Here is a 26,551-nt window from a genome sequence, read left to right on the forward strand (position 1 = left end):
CTTACCGACGGCGGCGGAACAGGGCTGCTGCGAGTGCGGCGGCCACCAGCGTCAGCAGGACTGCTGTCGAGTGGCGGAACGCGACCACGAAGACGTTTGCAGCCACCCGCCGGGCAGATTCGGCGACTGCGATGGTCACTTGTTTTCGCAGTGCGGCGTTGCCGGGGCCGTCTGTCGTGGAGTGGCTGCAGCCGGTGGGTGTGCGTTCGGGGGTGGGTGATTGCAGTTGGAGGGTGGCGCAGCGGGCGAACTCGTTGGAGATGGCGGGAGCGAAGGGGGTGACGGCCACGAGTTCTTGCTTCAGGCGTGTTTGTTCGGGTGTGACGGCGGCGGGGGCGGCTGATGCCACGGAGTGGAAGAACAGTATTCCGATCAGTGCGACTCCGAGGGAGTTGCCGACCTGTTGGGCGGTGGGGACCAGACCGGATGCTGAATCGACGGATCGGGGCGGTACGGCTGCGACGACTGCGATCTGCAGTCGTGCAGCGGCCACTCCGACTCCGAATCCGCCGAGTATCAAGGGGATCAGCAGGATCGGCCAGGACACTTCGGTGGAGTCCGGATTCACTGCCAGCAGCCAGCCTGCCAGCAGCACACCGAACAGGGCGATGCCCACGCCGATCGAACGGTTCCCGAATCCCGCGAGCCTGGGTGCGGATATCGCACCGATCACCGCGCCCACGGAGAAGGGCAGCGTCGCCACTCCGGTGCGTAGCGCGGTGTAGCCGAGTCCGAATTGCAGGGACACCGACATGGTGAACAGGTAAGCCGCGAAAATGCCGTACACCACCAGGCATCCCAGGATCCACCAGCCGAAGCGTGCGGAGACGAACAGTGCGGGATCGATCAGTGGTGATCCGCCGCGCGCGGCGAGGCGTCGTTCATGGGCGACGAAACCGGTCAGCACTACCGCGGCGGCGATCAGCATGGCGAGAATCGGCGGTGACCAGCTGTGCTCGCGCCCGATCGAGAGGCCGTAGACGAGTAGGAACAGTCCGGTGGCCGCCAGCACCGCACCGGTGACATCCAGTGGGCAGCGCTGGGATTCGACCGATCGGCGTTGGTAGCGGAAGGCCAGCAGCAGTGCGACCGCGCCGGGAATCACGTTCACCAAGAAGATCGAACGCCAGGACAGGCCGAGCGGATCGGAGCCCAGCAGCAGTCCGCCGGCGAGTGGACCGAGCATTGCGGCGGTGCCGGCGGTCGCCCCGTACAGCGCGAAGGCCAGATTCCGGCGCCGGGTGTCGGCGAAGCGCGCGGTGATCAAGGCGATCGGCTGGGCCGAAACCCCGCCTGCCGCTGCGCCTTGCACCACCCGCGCCGCGATCAACGCCAGCGGTGTCGGTGCCAGGCCACACAGCACCGACGCCACGACGAACAAGGCGAGCGCGCCGATGAAGAACCCGCCGCGCCCCCACCGCATGCCCAGCCGGGCACTCGGTAGCAGCGAACACGCCAGCGCGACCGTGTATCCGGTGAGGGTGAGCGATGATTCGGCCGCGCTGGCGCCGAGGTCACGCACGATATCGGGAACGGCGACGGTCACGATGGTGGCGTCGATCATCTGCATGAACACGGCGATGAACACCGCCGCCAAACCCACCCACGCCCCGGAGGAATTCCCCTGTGGGACATCGGTTTCCCGTGGTATTCCGACTGTGCTCATGGCGGGCCCGCTATGCCACGTCGCAGGAGAGCGCGGGCGAACCGGCTCGCGCGATCGATTCCATGGTCCGGGTGAGCAGGCCGCTGTAGCGTGCCATCGATCCCGCCGCGACCTCGGTGTCGGGGAACAGCGAGGCCATCCAGATCATGTCGTCGGTGCGCTGCACCCAGGTGTAGACCTCCTCGGAGGTGCCACGGCTGCCGAAGAACGAAAAATCCATGGCGGAGAACAGTTCCGCGCCGGGCACCTTGCGCAGATCGAGGAACGACAGCATGGGCGCCACCCAGCCGCGCCGCACCTCGAATCCTTCCCGGGATTCGAGCAATTCGACGACACGGTGCAGCGAGACCGCCGACAACGACCTGCCCGCGGCGAAGGCGTCGTCGGCGCGGCGGGCCACGTCGAGGAAGCCTTCGGCGGGATCGAAGTCGAACGCGATCGGGATGAGGCTGGCATACCAGCCGACCGAGCGCCGTTCGCCCGCGGTGGATCGGGTGTTCTTCGGCGACAGGTTGAAATAGCTTGTCCGCCCGGTGATCTCGTACTCGGCCAGTGCGGCGGCGGCGAATATACCTGCCACCAGCCGGACTCCGGCCCGTGCGCATTCCTGCTCGAACCGGTCGGCGAGCGCGCCCGACAGCAGCACCCATCGGCCCGAGGCCGCCGCGGTGTCCCGGGTATCGGGGTCACGCAGTGGCAGTGGGAAACTCGGCAGCCGACCGCCGTTTGCCTCGATGTGATCGGCCCACGCCACGATCTGCGGTGACCGGGCCTCCAGTTCCGCTGCCCGGGAGCGTTCGCCCTCGCAGTACTCGCGGTAACTGCCCGCCGGCGCGCTCGCCAGCCGCTCCGTGGCGGTCGGGTCGAAATACAGTTGGGTCAGCTCTGCGCTGATGATTCCGCCGGACACCGCATCACAGGCGATGTGATCGCTGGCGACGACGACGGTGAACGTCCCGCCGTGGTCGATGATCGCGAAGGTGAAGCAGTCCCAGCTACTGGGCCCCGGCGTGACTCGCTGCAGGATCCGGCTCACCAGCGGGCCGTCGATCTCACCCCAGGAGTCGGCGACCAGCTCGATATCCTCGGCGGCGAGCACCCGGCGCTGCACTCCGAGATCGGAGTCGATCTCGAACCAGCTGTGGAAGGAGTCGTGCCTGCGCACCACGATGGTGAGGGCGCGTACCAGCGCCGGGATATCGGGCGCGCCCTGCAGGGTGAAGGCGCACAGGATGAGCCGGTCGAATCGGCGGCCGTCACGTTTGGCCGTGCGCGCCATTTCCAGGTAGGCGTCCTGCTGAAACGACGGTGGGGTGGCATCGATAGGGGCGCGGATGGCGGCCGCGCGCGCACTCTCGCTGGGGCGGATGACGGTCAGCCGGCCACCTTTGGGCCGCCAGTCGTCGATGAGTCCGCTCTGCATCATGATGGTGATCCCTCATCTTTTGTCGAAAAGTGTGCTCAGGAAGCGATTTCGAGCAGCGAGGCCATGGGCGGACGATGCTCGGTGTGCAGCGTGAATTCGCGGGCCGCGAATCCCTCCGTGCTGAGCGGGTATTGAATGATTCCGGCGCCCGAATCCGGCACCCCGCAGCGTTCGAGCGCGGCGGCGACGATTTGCCTGCTCATAACCCCGAGTTCATTTAATGGACGGTTACGGTGCTTCCGAACGCCCAGATCGACCTGGCCGATGGCATGTGCGCCGTAATGGTCGAATACATCGATCAGCAAACCGATTTCGACGCCGTAATGCGGTGCGAACCAGAATCGTTCGAGCGCCGCCCGCGTGGCCGCGTACTCACCGCCCAAGGGCTGCACCACATGCCGCAGCCCCGGCCGCAATGCCGCCAGCAGCGGCCGGGCCACCAGTTCGGTCACCCGTCCCCCACCGGATTCGTCGAATGTCTCGCCCACCAGCAGCGGGCGGCGGTAGTACCCCTTGCTGAACACGACCGACTCGTCGAGCAGCAGCGGACCGATGAGTTTCGGCACGAACTGCGGGTCGGGTTCGATCAGGTCGGAATCCATGAACATCACGATGTCGCCGGAGATCGCTGCCAGCGAACGCCACAACACCTCCCCTTTTCCCGGTACCGGGGGATGCTCGGGCAGCACGTCCTCACGCCTGACCACGGTCGCTCCGGCGGCCGCCGCGACCCGCGCCGTCGCATCCGTCGACCCGGAATCCATCACGACCAGCTCATCGACCAGCCCGTCCGGCAACGACCGCACGGCCTCGACCACATTCCCCACGGTGGCTTCCTCGTTCAACGCGGGAAGCACCACCGACACCGTTCTCCTCCCCTTGGCGGCGATCAGATCCTCCGCACTCCAGTACGGCTCCGACCACGTGCGGATACCGCCGCGAGATTCGTTCGCCAACAGATCAACCACAGTGATCACCTATCGAGAGTTGGGCCTCGGATACCGCGCTCCAGCCGAATCGCTCGGTGCGCGAAGGCGGCTGCGTCGAGAACGCACAAACGCCCGCCATCGAAGTTCAGGAATTGTCGAGATTTCAGTACCGCAACGCTGCGATGAGCAGACGGTACAACGAGATTCAACAACCGACGACACCTGAAAACACTTTGAGATGGAAGTAACAGAGCATTAGCCACGGCTGAAAGGATCCAAATATTCTGCGCGAATCGCTCATTCTGCGCACCACGGAACCCCGCCCGAATATGTTGACAGCCAATCGGATCCACGACAACGGTTCACAGATACTTCGCGGTCGTACGTTCCACCCGCAGCGGCCTCAGCTCACGCACTTCGAGTGCTGACCACACCGTCCGCTGGTTCGGTTTGATTTTGATGTTGATGCAATAACCGAGCCGGCCGGAAGCGAGGCGAATCGCCGCGCCCGGTCGGCGCAACAGCTAAGCTTTGACGACGTCCGCTTGATCCACGAGTGATCGAATCACTTGGACGCAAACATGTTTCACGATCGGCGGCGCTCGAGAGGAGCCTGGTATGGGTGGATTTCCCGACGGCAACTTCCGAATCATCAACACCGAGACCGGCGGCGCGTTGTACGCCACACTCGGCAAATACGAGACCGGGGCCGACTACCGACTCGGCAACGCTTACGAATACACCACCACCACCGAGAATCCGGGTGTCATCGTCCGCCCACCCGCAGGGCTGGTGTACGAGCTGTGGTTCCGCAGAACCGCCTCCGGCCCCGATCAGGGGCAGATCACGAGCTACGCCGTCGATCAGCGGAAACTCGGCCGCTGGTCGGTGAGTCTGTTCGCCGGGCTCACCGCCGCCGAGATCGAGTCCATGATGCCGAAGGACACCACCATAAACATCCTCGAGATCGAGGAAGGCGCTGTCCCGGAACGCGACTCGGTTCCCTCGACGCCGCCGCCGAGGACATACGGAGTGGGCATGGCGCAGGGAGACGGCGGGGAGACGTGGCAAACCGACGGAACCTACCTCTGGGTGGGTGACGGCACGTCCGGACCTCAGCTGTATTTGACACTGACCGACGGGAATCTCACGGGCGCACCCAAGGGAGCGCCGGGTCAACGCTGGTCTTTCCGCTAGATCGGCGTCTCACCCGGGCCGAAACACCCGCATGGAGGTTGCCTCGAATGAAGTGGCAGTGCGTTGTCTGCACGGCCGGGTAGGGCGGTAGGCGCGGGTGGCGACCTAGTCGGCGGGCTCGGCGGCGGGTAGGTCGCGGTGCGCGGCCAGTACCGCGACGATCTCGATGGCCCATCGTCGGCAGTGCTGGATGTCGAGCGGCCTTGGCGCAGGGCTTCTTCGTGAATCAGCCGACCGACTCTGCGCGACGGGCGATCTTGACGGCAGAGCAGAGCGGGCTGCCACGTCGCGGGGGACGCAGGCGGGCGATGAGTTTTCCGCCGAAATGAGCGGCCAATGGGGCCGCGAACCAGGCGAACCAGACCCATGGCGTCAGCCAGGCCAGAATCGCGCTTGCCAGGAAGAACACGGCGACAGCGGCGGAGCCGTCGGCGCTGGTGCGGATCTGGGCCGGATCCGCACCTGGCGCCAATGTTGCTCGGCGCCAGGCGAATTCCTTCACTATCGCCTCGCTGCCGAACAACCCCGCCACCGTCAATGCGTCCAGGCACACGGCAAGCTCGTTGCCTGGTGCGTGACCGAACATGGCGGTCGGAAACGGCAAGAAGGCCGCGAACAGCAGCAGCGGCGCATGCCAGCTCGCCGAGGCCCGATCGAGCCGATCGACATTGTCGATGAGCATGTGATGGCGGCGCCATACCGACCACAGCACGCCGAAGGCCAGCACGAAGGCCAGAAACGACGCCTTCTCCTGCCACAGGAATTCGGCCAGTGCGTGTGTGCTGTGCAGCTGGTCGCCCTCGGGGCGTTTGATCTCGATGACCAGCAACGTGATAGCGATGGCCAGCACCGCATCAGCGGAGGCTCCCATGCGTTGAGCGCTGAAGTCGACAGGTGCGTGGCGGGAGGTTTCCTGGCTGGTCACGATCTCGAACTCCTGACTCCATGGGCGTGTACGCGCCAGTACCGTACCGGACAATTCAGACATCTGCTGGACGACACGTACCGCGGCGGGCCGACCGCGGCGAGGCGGACCGACGCTCTCCATTCAACTGGGGAATCACCCGACATATAAAACTAACGGCACGTTGATATTCGAGAAACGACGGACCAATCGATATCGAAAGTCGTTGCCCGGCAGCCCTGCCCGAGCCGCCATGGATTTGCCTCGATGAACTCTCGGTGTCGAAATAGGTTGCCGCGCATCCCCAGTCGAGGCGACGCTTGCCCAGCCAGGTTCCCATGATGTGCAGTTGCGACGAGCAGGATTGTCCTGCAACTGGTTTCGTCGACATGATGGAGGCAAGGCATGAGCAGCGCATCGAATATCAGGCGTCGTGAACTATTGATCGGTGCGGCGGCCGTGGCCGCGGGCGCGACCCTGGTCGGCCTGTCACCGGCCCATGCGGTACCGGTGGCACAGGGCGTGACCAAGTTTCCGTTCCCGGACGGCGACGCATTGCGGGTGCTGATCACCGGCGATGCGGGCACCGGCACACGGAGCCAGTGGGCGGTCGCCGATGCGATACGTGATCTCCACCGTCGTGAACCGGTATCGGTCGCGCTCGGCCTGGGCGACAACATCTACGAGTACGGGCCGGACGACGCCGACGATCCGCAATTCGCGGAGAAATTCGAAAAGCCCAATGACGGACTGGACTTCCCCTGGGTGATGACCCTGGGCAACCACGACAACAGTGCGGTGGCCCCCGGCGACGGCGGCTGGCTGGACCGGGGCAACTATGAGGTGAAGTATCACGCGAACTCCCCGCGATGGTGGATGCCGAGTCGCTACTATTCGGTGCGGATTCCCGAAAAAATCCCGGTGGTCGAGTTTTTCGTCATCGACATCAACCCGCTGGCCGCCTATATCCCGCCGTTTCTGTCCCCGTACTGGTCCGTCGACGGGCAGTTCATGAACGATCAACGCAATTGGCTGGATCAGGCCATCGCAGAATCACCGGCGAAGTGGAAGATAGCGTGCACGCATCACCCTTACCTCAGCAATGGGCCGACCGGCGATGCCGGAAACTACGACGGGATACCCGTCGCCCCCATGAACGGCGTGTATGCCAAACAGTTCTTCGAAGATCATGTGATCGGTAAGTGCCATATCCTCATGTCCGGCCATGATCATTGTCTGCAAGTGCTCGATGCGACCCCGGAATCGAAGGGGACTCGCCAGATCGTCTGCGGCGCGGCCGCCAAGGTCGACGGTACGAGCTCAGGATCCGGCCGGCACAAGACGCTGTTCGAAACCTACAACCAGCTCGGCTATATGGTCGCCGACATCACCACCGACGCAATTGATCTCCGCGTCCTCACGGTCGACCCCGCCGCCGGCGGCGCGACGGAAGCATTCCACCGACGGATCGCCTGACGCGATCCGGTCGGTGTGGCGCGTCGAATCGACGTACACCCCGTCCGAGAGTTATTGCGGTACTTGGCGGTAGTACAGGGACATTCGGGCGATGTGCTCGTTGTCGGCGCGGGTGAATCAACGCGCGGTGAGGCGCAATGGAAGATGACGGAGTCCGGTGTGACGGTTGCCGCGCGTCCACTCCGGCGGTCCGGCCTGTTCGAAAACGTCGAAGCGGGCGAACAGCTCCTCGAACACCACCCGCATTTCCAGCCGGGCCAGGTGCGCGCCGAGGCAGAAGTGCACGCCTTGCCCGAAACCGAGGTGCGGGTTGGGGTTTCGGTGAATGTCGAAAGTGCCGGCGTGATCGAAGGCGCGTTCGTCGCGGTTGGCCGAGGCTTCCCACACGAGCACCTTCTGGCCCGGTTCCAGGGTGTGCCCGGCGAGTTCGGTGGTGCGAGTGACGGTACGTCGCTTGGACGGTGAGGGTGCGGTCCAGCGCACGATTTCTTCGATGGCGGTGGGCAGTAGCGTTGGATCGTCGCGCAATTCGGCCAGTTGCGCCGGGTTTTCGATGAGCGTAAGCAGTCCGGCAGCGATGGCATTGCGGGTGGTGTCCGCGCCACCGGAGAACAGCAGATTGAAGAAAGACCGTAGTTCCTCATCCGAGAGCCGTGGCGGTTCCTCATCCGGCATCTCGGCGTGCACGACGAGCGAAAGCATGTCCGCGCCGGGGTTTTCGCGTCGCTGGGAGATCTGAGCCAGCGCATATTCATAGAGCTCAGCCATCGCCGCGGTCCGTTGAGGAGTCGTCGTCAGGTAGTCCTGCCCCTCGGGGATGTCGAAGACGTGCTCGAGGAGACCGAACAGGCGGTGGCGGTCGGCTTCGGGGATGCCGAGCAGGAAACAGATCGCCTGCATCGGCAGCTCCGCGGCGATCTCGGTGAGGAAGTCGTGTTCCGCGCCGTTGACAATGGTGTCGAGCAATCGCGCGGTGCGCGCCCGCAGATCCTCCTCGAGTGTCCGAATCATCCTGGGGGTCATGCCTTTCGACACCAGCCGCCGGATTCGGGCATGTCGCGGGTCGTCCATCATGTTCAGCATCAAGCCGGCAACCGGCAGATCCTGCAGTACGGTGCCGCCATAGGGCCGATCGCCGCCGGTCTCCGATGAGTAGGTCACCGGGTCGCCCAGCACCTCTTTGGTTTCGGCGTAGGTGGCCACCGACCAGAATCCCTCGCCGTCGGGCGTATGCGCGGTGGGTTCGTGCCAGTAGACGGGGGCGTCGGCACGGTGCGCGGCGAACACCTCGTGTGGGAAGCCTGCGGCGAAGTTGTCGAGGTTGGTGAGATCCACCGCCGAGAACGCCGCAGAGGAGCGTGATACAGCCATGCCCATACACGCTATACAGTGGGTGCCAAATATGTGATGTGACTAGGCTTTTCGTGGTGACAGCTCCCCGGTCGGCCTTGCGGTCGAGATGCGCCCGGCAACAGCACCAAGCAGCGATTGGTGGAGGCCGCGGCACGAAGGCGCAGCCGAAGAGGTACGTCATGATCGCCATCCAGCAAGACCCGAGTCTCGCCGGGTTGACGCATGCCCATATCGGAATACGATTGCGCGATATCCGGAGCAGCGCCGCTGTTCCGGGCCCCCAGAAATTGCGGCAGCGTAGGAAACGAACTCCTTCTAGAGTCTTGCGCAAACACCAACCACTAGGATTGACAATGAAATCGATACTGCGACAACAGCTTCCAGCCACATTGGCCGCTTCCCTGATCCTCGGCGCCCTCGTCACCGGCACCGCGCAGGCTGCACCGAACAATCCGGCCCCGACCGCGTCGACCCCTATCACGGCCGGCGACAATTCCGGATCATCCGCGAGCGGTTCAGCCAACTCCCCCGAACTCTCGAATCTGTGGAGCCTAGTGCTGTGCGCACTACAGCCGAAACTCACCCAAGGCTGCACCATGCTCTGAACGTCCCCACCGCAATTTCGTGGTCCGATCACCCGCGCGGGCCGTCCGTGGGCCGCCGGTCGAGCGATCAGGAAGAGACGGCGACACCGAGGTTCAATGCGGCGAAGAACTTCGGCGCGGATTGTTCGTAAAAGCAGTGCAGTTCACGGATTTCGAACCCCGCGGCCGAGAGCAGACCTCGGATGTCGCGGTTCAGATGGCAGCCACCGAACAGTATCTGCTGGTTCCGGAATACCAATCTCGACAGACCTTTTGGGGCGTCGCAGGCGAACCTGGTCAGATGTCTGCGGTGCGGCCTTGTCCGGGGATACCGTTGTGGCATGGGCACCTCGGTCGCAGTACCGCACCCGCCAGTGGCCGTGTTCAGGGGACTGCGGGTCGGGGGTGCCGTCCCGGATCTGGATGTTCGTGTCCGGGCCGAGGCGCAGCGAACCGCGTTGGTGCTGGCCGAAATACCGACTCATGCCGGTCCGGTGGACCGCACTGCCGCCTTACAGCGAGCGGGGGTAGCGGCAGGCGAGCTCGTGCGCGCTCTGTCGGCGGAGGCGAGGGCTCTCGTCGGTGAGGATCTGCCCGCCGACTCGGTGAGCCAGTCGTTCTTCCGGGTCCGTGAGGTGGATCTATCCGACCAGCAGGCGGCCCTGCACGGCGTCCTGGTCATACATCGCGGCCTACAGGATCTGTGCAGAGCACCGTTGTCAGGGGCCGACTTGGCGGTGGAGGTCGCGGGCATGCGGCAGGCCGCGCTCGACCTCACCGGCACCGGGGCCATCGACGAACCATCACAGACCACTTTCCCCGAATTCGCACCGGCAGAGGAAGTCTCGCTGGAGCGCGAGTGGACGGCGCGATGGCTGGTCGGGCATCAGGTCCATGTGCTGTTCAATATCTGTGCGGCGGTCGCGGTGACCGATGCCGTGCACCATCTCCGCGACGGCGCGGCCGATGCGGCATTGGAACGACTCGCGCATGCCACCACGTATGTGCGGGGGTTCCCCGCGGCGATGACCCACGCCAGCACTATCCCGGTGGACTACTACATGGCGGCCGTGCGCCCCACGATGCAGCCTCCGGACGTGGCGATCCCGTTGAGCGGACGCCAACATCGCGGCTACAAGACCTTCCGCGGTGCGATGAAGGAGCTACTGAAGGTCGTACCGGACTCCTACGAGCAGTTGAATGCCCGCGATCCGGAGCTCGCCGCCGTCCGCAGCGCTCTGCTCGAGGCCGATCTCGTGGACAGCGAACGTCATGTCACGCTCGCCTATTCGATGGTGCGGTTGCGCCGTTCCATCGCGCAGATGCCCACCGGCCCCGACAATGCCGTCGGCGAGCTGCGGCGGATGCGGCACCGGCGCGCGGCGCAATACGCGTCGCTGATCCAGTTCGGGGACCACTACATCGCCGATGCCGTATCGGCTCTGCGACACGGATAGCAGCCGGAATCGATTAGCAGGCAGGACATTTCCGAGCAGGCACCATCAAAGCCGGAGCGCCGGACCAGGAGTAAGCCGTGATTCAAGAGATCGCCGACCTGGAGTTGGGCCCAGCCGAGAGCACCGAAGTCGATCGACTCGCTCGCGCGGTGTGCGCCGACGGCCGGGACCCGGTGGATTCCCCCGAGTGGGTAGCGCGCGCCCGGTACAGCTGGGATGAGCTTCCGCTGGAGCTGCGTCGTGGTGTACGCCGGTTCCGCAGGCACTCCGGCCCGCGCGGCCTGCTGGTCCTGCACGGCCTGCCGGTCGATGCGGCGACACTGCCCGCTACCCCGTCCACGCCGGATTCGGTGCAGCGCACGGCGACTGTCTCCGCGGCGCTGCTGACCATGCTCGCGTGCGGACTCGGTGATCCGGCCGCGTATCTGGCCGAGAAGTCCGGCGCCCTCGTACAAGATGTCGTGCCGGTCCGCGGAAAGGAGACGTTCTCGGGAAACGCCGGCTCGGTGCTGCTGACCTTCCACAACGAGAACGCATTTCACCGCCACGAACCCGACTATGTCCTGCTGCTGTGCCTGCGCGCCGACCACGACCGAATCGCCGGTCTGCGCACCGCCTGCCTGCGCGAAGCGCTGCCGCTACTCACGACAACGAGCCGGGAGGTGCTCTTCGCGCCGGAGTTCATTACCGCCCCGCCGCCATCTTTCCCCTCGGACAAGGGAATTCGCGCTCCACAGGCGGTGCTGTCCGGCGCGGTCGAGGACCCGGATGTCCGGATGGCCACGATCGCCACCACGGCACTGACCCCACGGGCCGAGGCCGCACTCGCCGAATTCGGCCGAGCCTGCAACACCGTCGCCCGCATCACGCGCCTCATACCCGGCGATATGGCAATTCTCGACAATCGGGTCACCGTCCACGGCCGCACCGCTTTCCAGCCCCGCTACGACGGCGCAGACCGCTGGGTACAACGCACCTTCGCCATCGCCGACCTGCGCAGCTCCCGCGACCACCGGCCACACGACGGCTACGTGCTGACTCGTTGATGACCGAGTGAGCCGAGCGCGACTGTCCACTGCGGCAGGGGCGTTGATCGTGGCCGCCTGGTCATCGACGCCGGGAAGATTCGCCGTGTCGTAGTTCTGCAGGGGTATATATCGCGCCAATCTAGTTACGGAGCCGTAGTTACGATATCGTAGCTAGAGCAGTAACGGTGCGGGACCGCACGTACAGGCGGTGAAACCGGAGTGAAAGCAGGCAGCCATGTCGTCACAGTCAGCTGATGAGCAGGATCCTTGTGTTGTCGTCGGGGCCGGACCGGTCGGGCTCACCGCCGCGGTGGCCTTGGCCGGCAAGGGTCTTCCGGTACTGGTGCTGGAGGCCGAGCCACAGGACCGACTCCGCACGGGCAGCCGGGCGATCGCCTTCCTCATTCCCACGGTGAATCGATGGGAGAAGATCCGCCCGGGAATGGGCGATTCGATCGCCGAGGCGGGCAACGTGCTGGCCGGTGGGGAGGCCTACTACGGCGACAAGCGAGTCTTCACAATTCGGGTCAACCCGGTGCTGTCGAAGCACTTCGCCCGGACCCTCTCACAGAAAAAGGTGGAGGCGATTCTGTATGCCGAGGCTATCAAACTCGGGGTCGAGTTCCGTTGGGCCACACCCGTTACCGGCGTCACGACCCACAGTGACGGAGTCACAATCGAATTGGAGTCGGGGGAACAGATCAACACCCCGTATCTCATCGCCGCGGACGGGGCGAGGTCTGTCGTACGCAAAGCGCTCGGCATCACGATGGAGGGTCACACCGACCCGACGCCGTTCATCATCGTCGATGTCGATGAGCACCCGGACGGGTCGACCCCGCTCAAATCGATCTTCTTCCAGTACAACCGCCCCGAACTCGACGGACGCAATGTCATGTACATGCCCTTCGCCGGTGGAATGCGAGTCGACCTGCAGTGCAAACCAAGCGACGATGCCGAGTACCTGTCCAGCCCCGAAGGAGTGCGGGAATGGGTCGGCAAGGTCGTCGACCCGTGGTATGCCGAGCACATCCAATGGATCTCGATGTACCGCTTCCACCAGGTCGTCGCCGACACCTACACCGACCCGCATCGCCGAGTGATCCTCGCCGGTGAAGCGGCACACCTGTTCGCCCCCTGGGGTGGACGCGGCCTCAACTCCGGAGTCTTCGACGCCACCGACGCCGCCACCGCCATCGCCGAGGCGCTGCGCGCACCCGATCGTGAGCAGGCGCGCAAGGTGATCGAACGCTGCGCCACCGACCGTCGCGACTGGGGGTTGCGCAACCGCGCCGTGTCCTCGGCAGGACTGCGGAGAATGCGGGGTGCGGACCAGCTCACCCGTGTACAGCGCACCATCGCCGCGCACCTCGCACCCGTCGTCTGGCCCGCCGGTTTCTGGCTCGCCAACGGTGGGGTCCAACTCAAGCTGCCGCGCCTGCGAGCGTCGAAATCGAGCCTCTTCTACTGAGCGCGATCTTTGCCGGAAATCAGAATGACTAACGTGGGACGGGTGAGCTCACCAACCGCAAAGCGCCCCCGGCAGCCCAGGATGTTGCTCGAGGTCCGCCGCGAGCAGGTCCTCGACGCCACCCTGCGGCTGCTGAATCAGCACGGGTACGCGGCGCTCACCATGGAGGCCGTCTCGAAAGAGGTCAACCTCGCCAAACCCCGTGTGTACGCGGCATACCCGGGCCTGGAGCCACTGCTGGTGGCCTTGCTCGACCGCGAGGAACAGCGCGCGCTGACGGCGTTGGCCGATGCCATGCCCGCATTCGAAGACAGCACCGGTTTCGACGAGATCCTGGTGACGGCACTGACCAACCTCTTACAAGCAGTCGCCGCGAACCCCGAGACATGGCGACTGCTGATCCTCCCCGTCGGCGACGCCCCGGCCCAGATTCGCGAGCGCTTCGAAACCGGACGCCGATTCGCCCTCTCCCGATTGACCGACCTACTGGAATGGGGACGAGATAGACGCCGCGGCCTCGCTGACCTGGACCTGGAACTGACGGCGATCTCCCTCCTGGCCATGGGCGAACAGGCTGCGCGACTGGTCATCTCACAGCCGGACCGGTTCACCCCGGAGCGCTACCGCCAGTTCGCCCAAACCCTGCTCAGCACCATGGCCACACCGATCGACGCAGGCTAGAGCCCCTTTTACAAACCGATGCAGATCCAGCAGCCGAATCCAGCGCGGCCCGGCTCAGTGGCCCGAGCCGATGGGCAGGCCCAGGAGAGTCAGCAGTGGAGTGACAACGAAATCCGGACCGAGGGCGGACAACGCACCCGGCTCGAGCAGGGTCGAGGACACAGTTCGGATATCGCATCCAGCGGGCCTCGGAGCGGTGCCGGCGAGTTGTTGGTCGAGCCAGGCGAAAGCGCCTGGCAGACCGAGTACGGCGAGGGTTCCATGGGTGGTGCCGATTACCGGAATATCGGGAAATTCGTCGCGGCGGTAGGTGACCGGTGTGCCATGCGAGCAGTAGAAGCCGGCCAGCGCATCGACGCCGGCGATCGGGCTGACTTCCTCGGTGACACCGTCGTAGAGATACATGGGCGCGGTGGGCGCAGCGGTACCGCGGTTGCGTTCGACCATGGTGGCGTGAATGACCGGATCGGCGATCACTTGGTCGAGTGGAACCGTCAGGTATTTCTGAATATCCAGCCATGGACGCGACAGCACGGACTGCGCCACGCACCGCGGTGCCGCATCAGTGACGGCCGCCCGGCCTTCCGGGGTGAGGTAGCCGTCGAGCCGGTCTGCGAAGGCCGGGGAATCCTTACCCATTGCCGCGAATGCTGCCGGAATGAGCCCACCGGTCAGACGGCCGCTGACGCTCTTCAGTGCGGCGATGAGGTCGGGGACGGGTGCGCCGGCGGCGATGCCGGCAATGTCGAGTTCGGGTGCGTAACTCGGCTGCATTTCGGCGGCCCAGGTACTGGCGATGCCGCCGCCGGAATAGCCGAACATTCCGACCGGGGTGTTCACGCCCGCGAGTCCGAGGGGCGCGAACTGTTCGGCGGCGCGGATCCCGTCGAGCACGACGTAGCCGGGTTCGCGCGGGGTGAAGAACCGGTTGTCGGCGCCGCCGTGATCAGGAACCGCCAGCGCCCAGCCGCGGGCCAGCGCCGCCGCCGCGGCAACGATCTCGACCGACGCGGTGCCCGCCGTGACCGGCCCGGTCGGATCGGTGAAGTCGGCCAGCTTCCCGTCCTGCAGGCTGTAGGACGGCGCGCAGGCGTGGGTGACCGAATCGATCGCTACCTGGTACGAGAGCAGCGGTCGCGGTTTCGCCGGTCCTTCCGGAATCATCACTGTGGTCACGGCAGTGTAGGGAGCACCGTGGAAATCGGTTGTGCGATATTGCAATTGCCAGGCTTGCACCCGAATCGGGAACGCCTGCAACGCATTGACCGTCACCGCACGGCTACGCAGGATGGTGCCGGGTGTCGCTGTCTCGAATCCCGGCGGGGCGTCGTAGAACGAGTCCGGTGGCGGCGCCGCGTTCACCGATGGCACCGCCACGACACCGCAGGCAACGGCAGCGACGATAGTCGATATGACAAAGATCCATCGCCAGTGGAAGCCGCGAGACTCGCGGCCTGCGATATTCATCATTATCTCTCCGTTGAGATGTAATCGAGATCTTCTGTCCCGCTGGGGATTCAGGCGATCGAGATCTCGCGTTTGAGGATCTTGCCGGTCGGGCCCTTCGGGAGCGCCGCGACGACCTGGACGATGCGCGGATATTTGTAGGCGGCGATGCGGGCCTTCACGAATTCGCGGATCTCCTCCGGCGCTGCTGTCGCTCCCGGTTTGAGCGAGACAACGGCGCAGACCTCTTCACCCCACTCGGCGTGCGGCGTGCCGAGCACCGCTGCCTCGGCGATCGCCGGGTGCTCGTGCAGGACCTCTTCGACCTCACGCGGGTAGACGTTGTAACCGCCGCGAATGATCATGTCCTTCTTGCGATCGACGATGAAATAGAAGCCGTCCTCGTCGCGGTAGCCGAGGTCACCGGAGTGGAACCAGCCCTGCTTGATCGACGCCGCGGTCGCCTCGGGCTTGCCCCAATAACCCTTCATCACGTTCTTGCCCCGGATGACGATCTCACCGACCGCCTCCTCGGCGACATCGGTCCCGTCCTCGTCGAGGACTCGCATCTCGACTCCGGCGACCGGCATGCCGACCGAACCCGGCTTGCGGCTGTCACGCAGGTTGAACGAGGCGATCGGCGAGGTTTCCGACAGACCGTATCCCTCGAGAACAGGGCAGCCGAAGGCCTTCTCGAAACCGGTCAACACCTCGATCGGCAGGGCCGCACCGCCGGAGGCGCAGACTCGCAGACTCGACAGGTCGTAGTCGGCGCGTGCCGGATAGTTCAGCAAGGCGGTGTACATCGTCGGCACGGCTTCGAAGATCGTGACGCCGTCGCGGACGAGTACCTCCAACGCCTTGGCGGGATCGAACCGCGGGAGCAGGGTGAGTGTCGCGCCCGCCGCGACGGCCACATTCAGGCCGCAGGTCTGCCCGAAGACGTGGAACAACGGCAGACCACCGAAGATCACGTCGTCGGAGGTGGCATGGAGCAGATCGCTGACCGCGAGTTCGACATTGTGCGTGAGGTTTCCGTGCGTCAGCTCCGCGCCCTTGGGTGCACCGGTGGTGCCCGAGGTGTAGAGCAGGACTGCCGTATCCGCGTCCTCGCGTGCCACGACGCCGCCGACCGGCGTGGTCGCCGTCAGGAGCCCCGGGAACTCGGCGGGATCTATCACGATGACTTCCGTACCGGCCAGTTCGGCGCCGGCTTCGGCTTCGTCGCGGAAGCCGTGCCAGGCAAACATCAGGCCGGCGCCGGAATCGGTGAGGAAATAGGCGACCTCACGCTCCTTGAGCAGTGGATTCATCGGCACCGCAATCGCGCCCACGCGCAGTACACCGAAATACACGATCGCCCACTGCGGCACGTTGGGCGCCATGAGCGCGACTCGATCGCCGGGACCGATCCCGCGCTCGGCGAGCAGTCCGGCCATCTGCTGTGATGCCGCGTCGAGCTCGGTGTAGGTGAGCGTCGCATCGTCGAGTTTGATGGCGATGTGGTCGGGTCGAGCGGCTGCGGTGCGCTCGAGATGTTCGGCGAGATTCACGAGCACCCTTCTGAGGAAACCGATCTGTGGCAGCAATCACGTTATCGGCGGCAAGTGATGACCGGTATAGGGTCGAAACAGGTGAACGTTGTGGTTCGACCACAAGGCGGGAGCGGATGAACGCGATGGTCGACGACAACTGTCCGACGAATCCGCAGCTGACGACATTCGTCACGATGCTGCGACAGTCGATCGACGACATAGTGGCCGATGCGGTCGGCGCGATCTGGTCGCAGGTTCCGGCCTACGCCACTGCCGCCGAGTCACACGTCCACGCCGACACGATCCAGCACGTCCACAATCTCCTGGACTCGTTTCTCGCTGTCCTGTCCGACGCACGACCGATACGCAGTGAGCATTTCGCCGCATCCGCCACAGCGGCCCAACACCGACTGCGGGAAGGAATCGAACTGCCCGATTTCTTGCGAGCCTTCGTGGTCGGGCAGATGTCGATCTGGGATTCGGTGCAGAAGATCGCGCGCCGTGAATCGATCTCCCCCGACATCACTCTGGCGACCGCAGGACCACTGCTCCAGTTCGTAGAGACATCGACTTCGGTTGCCGCGCAGGCATATCTGACCGCACAACAACATCAGCTCACCGAAATCGACCGCAGACAGCGGGAATTGGTGGAGGACCTGCTCGCCGGTCGCGCGCTGACCGATTCGCGAGCGACATTGCTCCGTTCCGTGGGCATCACCACGTCCACCCAGCTGATCGTGGCCTCGGTGATGCAGATCGGAGCCGAACCCGACGAACAGTCGCTGACCGCATCGATGATGGCGATCCGATCAGCCGGTTCCGGTCTGGCCGTGGTTCTTCGTGAAGAGATCGTCGCCGTATTCATCGGCGCCGCAACCGAATCGACCATCCGCAACCTCACCAGAACGCTCGCCGAGCTGGCGGGGCGGGGGTCACGCTTCGCGGTCGGTGTCAGCACCGTACACACCGGGCCCGACGAGATCGCTGCGGCCTATACCGAAGCTTGCCAGGTCCGACGTGGATTACGTGATACCCCAGGCATTCTCGCGCTCTCGAACCTATCCACCTTCGACTACCTGATACTGCGCGACGACCCGACCGTGCGGCGCCTCGTACAACCGGACCTACGACGGTTCATCGAGAACGACATCACCTCCGGACACACCCTGATCGACACCTTCCATGCCTATATCGCCGCGGACCTCAACGCGAAGGACGCAGCAGACCAACTGAACCTGCACGTCAACACCGCCTACAACCGACTCGACCGAATCGCCACCAAAACCGGCCGCAACCTACGCGCCGTCAGCGACGTCCTCGAAATCCTCATCGCGATACGCCTTCTGGACCACCGCCCACTGCTACCCGGCGGCAACACCCCGTAATGGCCGACTGACCGGACACCGAACCCTCCAGTGATCTCACCGACGAGTAGCCCCCGTACGCCCGGGGCGCTTGGTGGGTGAGGGGCTTACCCGTCTCACGCTAGTCATGATCAGTAGTAGGCCCGCGCGCTCGGCCGGGCACCGGGACCTGAAGGGGGCGACGGCACCTCCTGGCGGGCTGTCGGTGCTACTCGAGCTGTGAGGCCGCCCGAGTATCGATGACCGTGAGTGCGAACTGAGCCCAGCGGACGTTCTCTTGTTCGAAGGCGATGCCGCGCAGCAAGGTCAGGTAGGGGCCGATACGTTCGGCCTCGGACAAGAAGGCCTGCTCACTGCGGCCGTCGAGCAGGCGAAGCCGAAGGCGTTCGTAGCGTGCCAGTTTCGCGGTCGCCCGCTCTGCGAACCCGGCCACCGAGGTCCGCACCTCGGGATTGTCTTCGATAGTCATTGCTTGCACCTTGACCATCAGTTCGTCACGGATGGCTGTCGGCTTGGATGGTGCCGCAATGAATTCATGCAGTGCGGCTCGGCCGGCGGGAGTCAGTGCGTGCAGGCGCTTGTTCGGTCGGCGTTCCTGCTGCACCACCCGGGTTGTGATGAGTCCGTCGATCGCCATGCGGTCGAGCTCGCGGTAGAGCTGTTGGGGTGTGGCCATCCAGAAATTGGCTACTGACGCATCGAATCCTTTGGCCAGGTCGTAGCCGGAGGACTCACCGTCCAGAAGCGCGGCCAGCACCGCGTTGCGTAGCGCCATGGCCGGAGAGTATCAGAGCGGTGTTGGTCAATAAATTGCTTACTTACCTATCCGGAGCGAGGGTGCACTCGCAGTGGAATTCACTGTCGGACCTGCAATGGGCGAGAGGGTCGGTCGCTTCGGCTGGCGTCCGTCGCCCGAAGAACGACCGAGTGCGCGGCGGCCGAGCCATGGTCCGAGGAAGCCGGCCGCCCATCGCAGTTCGGTGGTCACCGTATGCAGGGCGCCGACGCGGGGGCCGGGCGGGAGCGGTCGCGTCCAGGCATCGTCGCTACCTGCCAGGCCCAATGCCTCAGCCATCGCGTCGGCGATGCGCTGATGTCCGATGGGGCTGCAGTGCAACCGATCCGAACTCCAATTCCTCGGGTCCAGACCGGCGTCGTGTCCGGCGATTTCGGCGACGTAGACACCGTAGGGTCGAGCAGCCACTCGAATGCGTTCGTTCAGCTCGACGATCCGGCCCCGAACCGGCCGGGCCAGCGGCGTGATCCGCGACAGATCGGGGAAGGTCAAGGTCGCCACCACTGCCCCGTTTGCCGTCAATGCGGCGAACATGGACTCGAGGTGACCGACGACCACCCCGAGATCGCAACGGGGGCGCAGTATGTCGTTGGCCCCGGCCACGACCGTAGCGATATCCGGGTTCAAATCCAGCGCGGCCTGCAACTGCTCCTCGTGGACCTGATGGGCCAGCCGACCACGCACCGCGAGGTTCGCGTACCGCAGCTCGGGATTCGCGGTCGCCAGGCGCTCGGAAAGCCGATCAGCCCAACCTCGCAGGCCGGTGGCATCGTCACCGTCGCCGACGCCCTCGGTCTGACTGTCTCCCAAGGCAACATAGCGGGAATAGGTACCAGTCACATCCAGCCATCGCTTCCGCTCGTCCGCCGCGCTCGAAGCGCCCTCCGATCGACAGTAAGCCGGAACGACCGGATAGGCAACTAATTGAATAGGCACCTCGCCAAAAGTCGCATGATCGTAGGACCGCGCCCCCATGAAGGCGGACGCGGATGCTTCTGACCGGTACGCCGAACGACCGTGCAAGTTCACAGTTCGAGCAAAAATGACTGCGCGGGTAGGGATCTGGCGAGCGATGCCGATCCCCGCGGTTGGTCCGAATCCTGGCCGGGACCCAACCCTTGCACTCGTATCGACTGGCTACCGAGTGTGTTTCAGCGGAGTGCGGGAATATCATCACCGGCCGGAATGCTTGAAACCGCGTGCCGAAACCATTCACAGAGGTCGAACGCCAGGAATTCCTCGCGGGCAAGCACGTTGCCGTCCTGTCAGTCGCGGCAACCGACGGGCGCCCGCCCGCGTCCGTCCCGATCTGGTACGACTACAGCCCCGGCGGTGACATCAGGATCAACACCGGTGCCGGGCGACGCAAGGCCAGGCTCATCCAGGAGGCCGGCGTCGTAACCCTGACCGTCCAACGCGAAGAGCTGCCGTACCAGTACGTCATCGTCGAGGGCACCGTCATCGACACCACCACTCCCGCTCCGCAAGAAGTACGAGAGGCAATCGCCACCCGCTACCTCGGTCCGGAAGCCGCTCGCGCCTTCGCTGACCGCATGGATGGCATCAAATCCGTCCTGTTCACCATCCGCCCCGACCGTTGGATCACCCAGGACTACTCCGGCGAGCTCTGAAAGCCGCTCAGTCCCTATAGCGAATGGCTACTGGGGTCGAGGCAGACCTGTTCGAGCGCCGCTGCTGCTTGTACGCGGAGCCAGGCATGGGCGTGATCGCCGTCGTAGCGTTGATGCCATGCCATGATCACCGGTACCGGCGCAAGGTCGAGCGGTAGCGGCCGAACGAGCAGGTCGAGGTCCTCGATGATGGGTCGGGACATCGATTCTGGGACGACGACCAGCAGATCACTGTGTCGAACGAAGTGCAACGCCGAGGTGCTGGTGGGGACGGCCGCGACTACATCGCGGTGCCGGCCGTGCTCGCTGAGAAGGTCGTCGATGCGGTCGTGCAGGCCTCCGCGGCGTGACACGGTGAGATGCTGTGCGCCGGTGTAGCTTTCGAGGGTCAGCTCGGTGATGGGGTGGTCGCGTCGAGTCACGACCACGAGCCGGTCGTGAGCGACGGTGGTGTGGGTGATGTCAGACTGGTCCGGGATGGCGGCGCCGATTTCGAGATCCACTCGGCCGTGACGCAGATCGCTGGTGTCGGTGCTGGATTCGGCGAGCATGCGCATCCGAATTCCCGGCGCCTGCCGAGTGATCGCCGCCAGCACGCGCGGGCCGATCGCCGTGGTGATCGCGTCGTGCCAGCTGAGGGTGAAGGTGCGCTCGATCGTGGTCAGGTCGATCTCGTGTTCGGGCGCCAGGATCGCCTGTGCCTGCTGGACCAGCGCATGGACCTGTTCGCGCACCGCGACCGCGCGCGGAGTCGGCGTCATGGTGTGGCCGCTGCGGACCAGGACCTGATCGTTCATCACTCGCCGAATCCTGGCCAATGCGCGGCTCATCGCAGGCTGTGTCAGGTGCAGCCGATCGGCGGCGCCCACCACACTGCCTTCCTCCAGCAATGCATCCAGCGCCTTGAGCAGATTCAGATCAACATGCATGCCAGTCATGTTAGATCTGACGAACATGCATTTGAAGTTAGCTACTTCCGCTTCTAGCGTTGAGGTCAGCGCGGCACCGAATGAGCCTCGCGAACCAATTCCCCTGACGAAGGCCGGAAAAACCATGTCCACACATGCTGCCGTTGCCACCGACGAACAGTTGCTACCCGAAGTCATCGCCGCGGTTCGGATCGCCGGTGCCCGACTACGCGAGCGATTCGACATCGACACGCGCTCAGCCGATCTGAACGAAATCGTCACCGCGATCCACGCCAACGACGCCGCAGTGCTCGACCTGCTGCGCGCCCCGCTGGAAGCTGCACGCCCGGGCGCCGGATGGGCCGAGGACGAGCTGGCAGGCGGCGCCCTCCCCGCAGGCGAATGGTGGGTGACCGACCCCGCCGAGGGCAATATCAACCATGTACACGGAATGACCGAGTGGGCAGTGACGGCGACCCTCGTGCGCGACAACGAACCCGTGCTCACCGTGGTGTATCTGCCACTGTCCCATGACATTTACACCGCGATCCGCGGCCAGGGCGCCTACCTGAACGGGACTCGCCTGCGGACTTCGGCAAAGACCCGGCTGGACTCGGCGCTGGTCGGCACCGGTCAGGCCAAGCCGGGAGAAACCCGCGACACCTTCCTCCGGATCGGCCGGACCGTGACAGCGATGCTCGACAAAGCCCTGGTGACCCGGGTTTCGGTGCCCGCCACGCTGCAGCTGATCCAGGTCGCCGCCGGTCGGATGGATGTGTTCTGGCAGCACAGCGATGTGCGCTCGGGGCTGGTGGCCGGCGCGCTGCTGGTCACCGAGGCCGGTGGCACGGTAACCGATATCGCCGGCAATCCGTGGACCACCGCCAGCCCGGATTTCCTGGCAGCCACCCCGACGCTGCACGCGGCGGCGGTCGAGGTGCTGACGGAGGCACTGCGATGACCTCGATCGCAATCCTCGGAGCAGGCCGTGTCTCGGCGAACCTGGCGAGCAAACTGGTCGAAGCGGGGCATCAGGTGACCGTCGGAACCCGTGGCGCCGTTGACAATTGGACGGGACCACAGGTCGCATTCGCGAGCCTGGAACAAGCCGCCCGTGCCGGTGATATCGTCATCAACGCAACCCCGGGCGCAGGCTCGGTGGAGCGGCTGTCCACACTCCGCGATGTTCTCACCGGCAAGATCCTCATCGATGTCGCCAACGCAACCGTCCGCGACGACGAAGGCCGGCCGAACGGGTTGCTCTACACTGACGCCAGCCTGGCCGAGCGCATCCAGCACGCACTCCCCCGCACCCACGTCGTGAAGACACTGAACACGATGCTGTTCACCGTCATGACCGCGCCCCGATCCCTGGCCACCCCGCCCACCGCCTTCCTCTCGGGCAACGACGCCGAGGCGAAGGCAGCAGTCGGTGACCTCTTGTCCGACCTGGGCTGGCCGAAGGAGTGGATCGAAGACCTCGGCGACATCACCACCGCCCGCGGCACCGAGGCATTGATGCTGCTGGTGCCGTCGATCGTCCGCAACCGCGGCATGAAACCTTTCGCACTGACCATCGCCGGCAGCGACAAGTGACGCGAAAGCCGTTCCGACGGCTGGTCCAGACGACCGCCCCGAGCAGGGCTCCCGCTCGGTCCCGAAGCGATCAGGGTGCTGTGCAGACGGCGGTATCGAACACCTTGCGGACTGCGGCTTCAACCTCATCGTTCGCGGGCCATTGGTTGACCGTCACGGTCACCGCCCGCCCGGTTGTGGTTGCGGCGGCGAAGGTTTCGAAGCCCGGTATTCCACCGGAATGCCCGTATACGTCGTTGCCGCAGGGCACTGGGATATGACCCAAGCCTAGCCCCTGCGATTGTTTGCCTACGCTGTTCTGCTTCATCTCGCTCAGCAGAGTGGGAGGCAACAGCTTGCCATCCAATAGTGCGATGAAGAACCGGTTCACGTCTGTTCCGGTGGATACGATCGCTCCGGCTGGACCGCCCAGGGACGGGTCCAGTTCGGTGGCATCGATGCGCTGTCCGGCATCGAGGGCGTACCCCCTCGGATGTGGGTCGCGCAGAGCTCGCTGACCGGCGACCGGGTAGTAGGTGTGATGCAGTCCGAGTGGTTCGATGATGCGCCGGGTGATCTCCGAATCGACCGGTTGCCCGGTTATCCGCTCGACGAGCATGCCGGCCAGCAGATAGTTGGTGCTGCTGTATTCGACCTTCTCTCCCGGCTGGAAATGCGAGGGCATGGTCATCGCCCGGGCCACGAGGTCGGCGGTCTCATACCGCAGCTGCATTGCTTGAACGATATCGCTCCGGAATTCGGGCAGTTCTATGTAGTCGGGTAGCCCGCTGGTGTGCTGCAACAGGTTTCGGACGGTTACTCGGGTGCCGTCGTTGCCGTTGCCGCGGACGATACCGGGCAGATATCGGTCGAGCGGCGCGTCCAGGTCAGCCTTCCCTTCCGATACCAGTTGAAGAACGGTCGTGGCGACGAATGGTTTGGTGATACTGGCAATCCGGATGTAGCCGTCGTCGGGAAAGCGCGTACCGGTCGCGACATCGCCTACGCCTGCACTCGCGGTCCAGTCCCTTCCGTGTTCGCTGATTACGACCTGCACGCCGGGAAAACCGGTGTGGACAACGGCATCCAACGCCTGTTGGAGCGAGCGCGCCCGATCCGGTGTTCCACCGGTGCCGCACGCCGTGACAGCCGAGATCGCGACAACGACGGCCGCACCCACAAACATAAGAGCTCGCTTCATGTCGTCGACGCTAGAAACTCGGCACACTGTCTGTCGTCGCCCCGGAACGGGAATTGTCGCTACCCCCACAGGGGTAGTGCGAGATACCACTCACGAGTGGCGACGTGTCCGATCCGAGTGGATATCGTGTGGCGAGTGTGGGCAAATCCTCGGCCATTTCTGATCGACGCGCTGCTCGCGGCGACACTGACGGCCTTGACCCTGGTCGGCATGCCGATGTCGGATCGGATGAGCGCGCCGGCTGTGGTGTTGGCGATGTTGTCGACAGCACCGATCGTGGTGCGCCGATACGCGCCGGTGGCATGCATGCTGCTCATCAGCGGTGCGATGGTCGTCTATCTGCTGCTGGGCTACGGCGGCGATTTCCCGATCTACGGGATCGGGCTGTTGGTCGGGATGTTCAGCGTGGCACGGCATCGACCCACGCGGATCGTGGCGATCGTCTGGGTGCTGACGATGGCCGCGGTGATACTCGCGTACCTGCCCACCGCGGCCGGATTGGCGTGGTCGGATGTGGTAAACGCGGTACTGCAGACCGTGGCCGCATGGGCACTGGGCGATGCGTTCCGGCGGTGGGCCGAGCGGGCCGACCAGCGCGCCGAGCAGGCCACCGCGCAGGAGCGGGCACGGATCGCCCGGGAATTGCACGATATCGTCGGCCATCACATGGCGGTCATCGCCCTGCAGGCCGGAGTGGCCGAGTACGTGCTGGATTCCGATCCGAAGGCCGCGCGGACGGCGCTCGCCGCGGTCGCCGATTCCGGTCGCCAGGGGCTGGCCGAGATGCGCCGGATGCTCGAGGTGCTGCGGACCGACCCGGACGACACCGCGGACTACCACCCGCAACCGGGCTTGGCGCAGCTGAGTGAACTGGCCGACCGCATCCGCGCAGCCGGTCTGCCCGTTGAACTCATCCGCACCGGGCGAGCCCGGCCCCTACCGCCGGGAGCGGACCTGTGCGCCTACCGGGTGACTCAGGAAGCGCTCACCAACGTCCTCGAGCACGCCGGTCCTGCGACCGCGCGGGTTCATCTCGACTACGGTGAAAATACGCTGACAATGCGGGTGATCGACAACGGCAGCGCCGACGGACCGCCGACGAAATCCACTGTCCCGCACGGCATTGCAGGCATGCGGGAACGCGCCGAACTCTACGGCGGTGTCCTGACCGCGGGCCCGCGCACAGGCGGCGGATTCGCCGTCGAACTGCGGCTGCCGACGAACGGGATCCAGTGACGATCCGCGTGCTCATCGCTGACGACCAGGCCCTCATTCGTGCCGGCCTGGTCGCCCTGTTCATCGCCGCACCCGGATTCGAGATCGCGGGCGAAGCCGCCGACGGCCGCCAGGTGATCGACCTCGCCGCCCACACCGCTCCGGACGTGATCCTCATGGACATCCGCATGCCGGTCCTCGACGGAATCGCCGCAACCCGAGAGCTTTTGGCCGCTCCGCACGACGACCCACCGCAGGTGATCGTCCTGACCACCTTCGATCTGGACGAATACGTCTACTCCGCACTCGCCGCCGGAGCGTCCGGATTTCTACTGAAAGACGCTCCGCCGCAGCGAATCATCACCGCCGTACAGGCCATCGTCGCCGGTGACATGCTCCTCTCACCCTCGATCACCCGCAGACTGATCGAAACCTATGCACACCAGCACCGGACCAGAGCCATCGCAGGCCCCCGACTGGCCGACCTCACTCCCCGCGAGACCGAGGTGCTGCGACTGATCGGCAACGGCCTGACCAATGCTCAGATCGCGCAACGCCTGGTCCTCAGCGAATCCACCGTCAAAACCCACGTCAAGCGCGTCATGGGCAAACTCGGTCTGTCCAGCCGTGCACAAGTCGTCGTCGCCGCCTACGAGAGCGGCTTGATCACCCCTTCCCCACCGACCGGCCATCGCCACACATAGATCA

At 64.9% G+C, this 26,551-nt stretch carries 24 protein-coding genes; 13 read left to right on the forward strand and 11 right to left on the reverse strand.

The genetic code is table 11. The annotated features are described in order from the left end of the window. Nucleotide 1 precedes the first annotated feature (1 nt). The 3 genes from ACIP5Y_RS25325 to ACIP5Y_RS25335 are packed head-to-tail and all read right to left on the reverse strand — an operon-like array spanning nucleotide 2 to nucleotide 4,060. Nucleotides 2-1,666 (reverse strand): MFS transporter, encoded by a 1,665-nt coding sequence (locus ACIP5Y_RS25325; protein ID WP_400353352.1) that lies wholly within the window; start codon nucleotides 1,664-1,666, stop codon nucleotides 2-4. Between the two features lie 10 nt (nucleotides 1,667-1,676). Then, the gene (locus ACIP5Y_RS25330) at nucleotides 1,677-3,092 is read right to left on the reverse strand and encodes a condensation domain-containing protein (protein WP_400353354.1); all 1,416 of its coding nucleotides are present in this window, start codon (nucleotides 3,090-3,092) and stop codon (nucleotides 1,677-1,679) included. Between the two features lie 35 nt (nucleotides 3,093-3,127). Further along, complete coding sequence (locus ACIP5Y_RS25335) at nucleotides 3,128-4,060, reverse strand: glucosyl-3-phosphoglycerate synthase (RefSeq protein WP_400353894.1); 933 nt, start codon at nucleotides 4,058-4,060, stop codon at nucleotides 3,128-3,130. Nucleotides 4,061-4,639: 579 nt separating this feature from the next. On the opposite strand from ACIP5Y_RS25335, the gene ACIP5Y_RS25340 reads away from it, so the two are divergent. Further along, nucleotides 4,640-5,218: a hypothetical protein gene (locus ACIP5Y_RS25340; protein ID WP_400353356.1), complete on the forward strand. Its 579-nt coding sequence runs from the start codon at nucleotides 4,640-4,642 to the stop codon at nucleotides 5,216-5,218. A gap of 226 nt (nucleotides 5,219-5,444) precedes the next feature. On the opposite strand, the gene ACIP5Y_RS25345 is transcribed toward ACIP5Y_RS25340, so the two are convergent. Next, nucleotides 5,445-6,143 (reverse strand): TMEM175 family protein, encoded by a 699-nt coding sequence (locus ACIP5Y_RS25345; protein ID WP_400353358.1) that lies wholly within the window; start codon nucleotides 6,141-6,143, stop codon nucleotides 5,445-5,447. A gap of 384 nt (nucleotides 6,144-6,527) precedes the next feature. Here ACIP5Y_RS25345 and ACIP5Y_RS25350 point away from each other — a divergent pair, with 384 nt between their 5' ends. Beyond that, nucleotides 6,528-7,598, forward strand: a complete 1,071-nt coding sequence (locus ACIP5Y_RS25350) for a metallophosphoesterase (protein ID WP_400353360.1) — start codon at nucleotides 6,528-6,530, stop codon at nucleotides 7,596-7,598. 117 nt (nucleotides 7,599-7,715) lie between these two features. On the opposite strand, the gene ACIP5Y_RS25355 is transcribed toward ACIP5Y_RS25350, so the two are convergent. Further along, the gene (locus tag ACIP5Y_RS25355; RefSeq protein ID WP_400353362.1) at nucleotides 7,716-8,969 is read right to left on the reverse strand and encodes a cytochrome P450; all 1,254 of its coding nucleotides are present in this window, start codon (nucleotides 8,967-8,969) and stop codon (nucleotides 7,716-7,718) included. Between the two features lie 335 nt (nucleotides 8,970-9,304). Between ACIP5Y_RS25355 and ACIP5Y_RS25360 the strand changes: the two genes are divergently transcribed. The 5 genes from ACIP5Y_RS25360 (at nucleotide 9,305) to ACIP5Y_RS25380 (ending at nucleotide 14,172) form a co-directional block, all read left to right on the forward strand. Further along, entirely contained in the window at nucleotides 9,305-9,556 is a 252-nt protein-coding gene (locus ACIP5Y_RS25360) for a hypothetical protein (protein ID WP_400353364.1), read from the forward strand. 320 nt (nucleotides 9,557-9,876) lie between these two features. Further along, a complete protein-coding gene (locus tag ACIP5Y_RS25365) occupies nucleotides 9,877-10,992 on the forward strand; it encodes a hypothetical protein (protein WP_400353366.1) in 1,116 nt (371 codons plus the stop codon). 77 nt (nucleotides 10,993-11,069) lie between these two features. Continuing rightward, nucleotides 11,070-12,038, forward strand: a complete 969-nt coding sequence (locus ACIP5Y_RS25370; RefSeq protein ID WP_400353368.1) for a TauD/TfdA family dioxygenase — start codon at nucleotides 11,070-11,072, stop codon at nucleotides 12,036-12,038. 217 nt (nucleotides 12,039-12,255) lie between these two features. Beyond that, nucleotides 12,256-13,491 carry an FAD-dependent monooxygenase gene (locus ACIP5Y_RS25375; RefSeq protein WP_400353370.1) on the forward strand — a complete coding sequence of 412 codons (1,236 nt, stop codon included), beginning with the start codon at nucleotides 12,256-12,258 and terminating at the stop codon, nucleotides 13,489-13,491. Between the two features lie 42 nt (nucleotides 13,492-13,533). Then, complete coding sequence (locus ACIP5Y_RS25380) at nucleotides 13,534-14,172, forward strand: TetR/AcrR family transcriptional regulator (protein WP_400353372.1); 639 nt, start codon at nucleotides 13,534-13,536, stop codon at nucleotides 14,170-14,172. A 54-nt stretch (nucleotides 14,173-14,226) separates the two neighbouring features. Here the strand turns inward: ACIP5Y_RS25380 and ACIP5Y_RS25385 are convergent, their stop codons facing one another. Continuing rightward, nucleotides 14,227-15,549 (reverse strand): lipase family protein, encoded by a 1,323-nt coding sequence (locus tag ACIP5Y_RS25385; RefSeq protein WP_400353374.1) that lies wholly within the window; start codon nucleotides 15,547-15,549, stop codon nucleotides 14,227-14,229. Between the two features lie 140 nt (nucleotides 15,550-15,689). Continuing rightward, entirely contained in the window at nucleotides 15,690-17,171 is a 1,482-nt protein-coding gene (locus ACIP5Y_RS25390; RefSeq protein ID WP_400353375.1) for a long-chain fatty acid--CoA ligase, read from the reverse strand. A gap of 116 nt (nucleotides 17,172-17,287) precedes the next feature. On the opposite strand from ACIP5Y_RS25390, the gene ACIP5Y_RS25395 reads away from it, so the two are divergent. After that, nucleotides 17,288-18,538, forward strand: coding sequence for a PucR family transcriptional regulator (locus ACIP5Y_RS25395; RefSeq protein WP_400353377.1), 1,251 nt, complete (start codon nucleotides 17,288-17,290; stop codon nucleotides 18,536-18,538). Nucleotides 18,539-18,725: 187 nt separating this feature from the next. Here ACIP5Y_RS25395 and ACIP5Y_RS25400 read toward each other — a convergent pair whose 3' ends face one another. Together ACIP5Y_RS25400 and ACIP5Y_RS25405 are read right to left on the reverse strand one after the other, a co-directional pair. Beyond that, the gene (locus ACIP5Y_RS25400; protein WP_400353379.1) at nucleotides 18,726-19,292 is read right to left on the reverse strand and encodes a PadR family transcriptional regulator; all 567 of its coding nucleotides are present in this window, start codon (nucleotides 19,290-19,292) and stop codon (nucleotides 18,726-18,728) included. 39 nt (nucleotides 19,293-19,331) lie between these two features. Continuing rightward, on the reverse strand, nucleotides 19,332-20,123 hold the full coding sequence (locus ACIP5Y_RS25405; RefSeq protein WP_400353381.1) for an SGNH/GDSL hydrolase family protein: 792 nt from the start codon (nucleotides 20,121-20,123) through the stop codon (nucleotides 19,332-19,334). Nucleotides 20,124-20,512: 389 nt separating this feature from the next. Here ACIP5Y_RS25405 and ACIP5Y_RS25410 point away from each other — a divergent pair, with 389 nt between their 5' ends. Continuing rightward, nucleotides 20,513-20,944: a pyridoxamine 5'-phosphate oxidase family protein gene (locus tag ACIP5Y_RS25410; RefSeq protein WP_400353382.1), complete on the forward strand. Its 432-nt coding sequence runs from the start codon at nucleotides 20,513-20,515 to the stop codon at nucleotides 20,942-20,944. Between the two features lie 14 nt (nucleotides 20,945-20,958). On the opposite strand, the gene ACIP5Y_RS25415 is transcribed toward ACIP5Y_RS25410, so the two are convergent. Further along, nucleotides 20,959-21,999, reverse strand: a complete 1,041-nt coding sequence (locus ACIP5Y_RS25415) for a LysR family transcriptional regulator (RefSeq protein ID WP_400353384.1) — start codon at nucleotides 21,997-21,999, stop codon at nucleotides 20,959-20,961. Here ACIP5Y_RS25415 and ACIP5Y_RS25420 point away from each other — a divergent pair. Then, nucleotides 21,998-22,813, forward strand: coding sequence for an inositol monophosphatase family protein (locus ACIP5Y_RS25420; RefSeq protein WP_400353385.1), 816 nt, complete (start codon nucleotides 21,998-22,000; stop codon nucleotides 22,811-22,813). The genes ACIP5Y_RS25415 and ACIP5Y_RS25420 overlap by 2 nt on opposite strands. Further along, nucleotides 22,810-23,448 (forward strand): NADPH-dependent F420 reductase, encoded by a 639-nt coding sequence (locus tag ACIP5Y_RS25425; RefSeq protein ID WP_400353387.1) that lies wholly within the window; start codon nucleotides 22,810-22,812, stop codon nucleotides 23,446-23,448. The genes ACIP5Y_RS25420 and ACIP5Y_RS25425 overlap by 4 nt, the downstream gene beginning before the upstream one ends. 70 nt (nucleotides 23,449-23,518) lie before the next feature. On the opposite strand, the gene ACIP5Y_RS25430 is transcribed toward ACIP5Y_RS25425, so the two are convergent. Beyond that, on the reverse strand, nucleotides 23,519-24,718 hold the full coding sequence (locus tag ACIP5Y_RS25430; protein WP_400353389.1) for a serine hydrolase domain-containing protein: 1,200 nt from the start codon (nucleotides 24,716-24,718) through the stop codon (nucleotides 23,519-23,521). Between the two features lie 45 nt (nucleotides 24,719-24,763). Here ACIP5Y_RS25430 and ACIP5Y_RS25435 point away from each other — a divergent pair, with 45 nt between their 5' ends. Continuing rightward, nucleotides 24,764-25,864, forward strand: a complete 1,101-nt coding sequence (locus tag ACIP5Y_RS25435) for a sensor histidine kinase (RefSeq protein WP_400353391.1) — start codon at nucleotides 24,764-24,766, stop codon at nucleotides 25,862-25,864. Further along, complete coding sequence (locus ACIP5Y_RS25440) at nucleotides 25,861-26,547, forward strand: response regulator (protein WP_400353393.1); 687 nt, start codon at nucleotides 25,861-25,863, stop codon at nucleotides 26,545-26,547. The genes ACIP5Y_RS25435 and ACIP5Y_RS25440 overlap by 4 nt, the downstream gene beginning before the upstream one ends. Nucleotides 26,548-26,551 lie beyond the last annotated feature (4 nt).

Origin of the sequence: Nocardia sp. NPDC088792, from assembly GCF_044750615.1 — a bacterium.
Lineage (GTDB): Bacteria > Actinomycetota > Actinomycetes > Mycobacteriales > Mycobacteriaceae > Nocardia.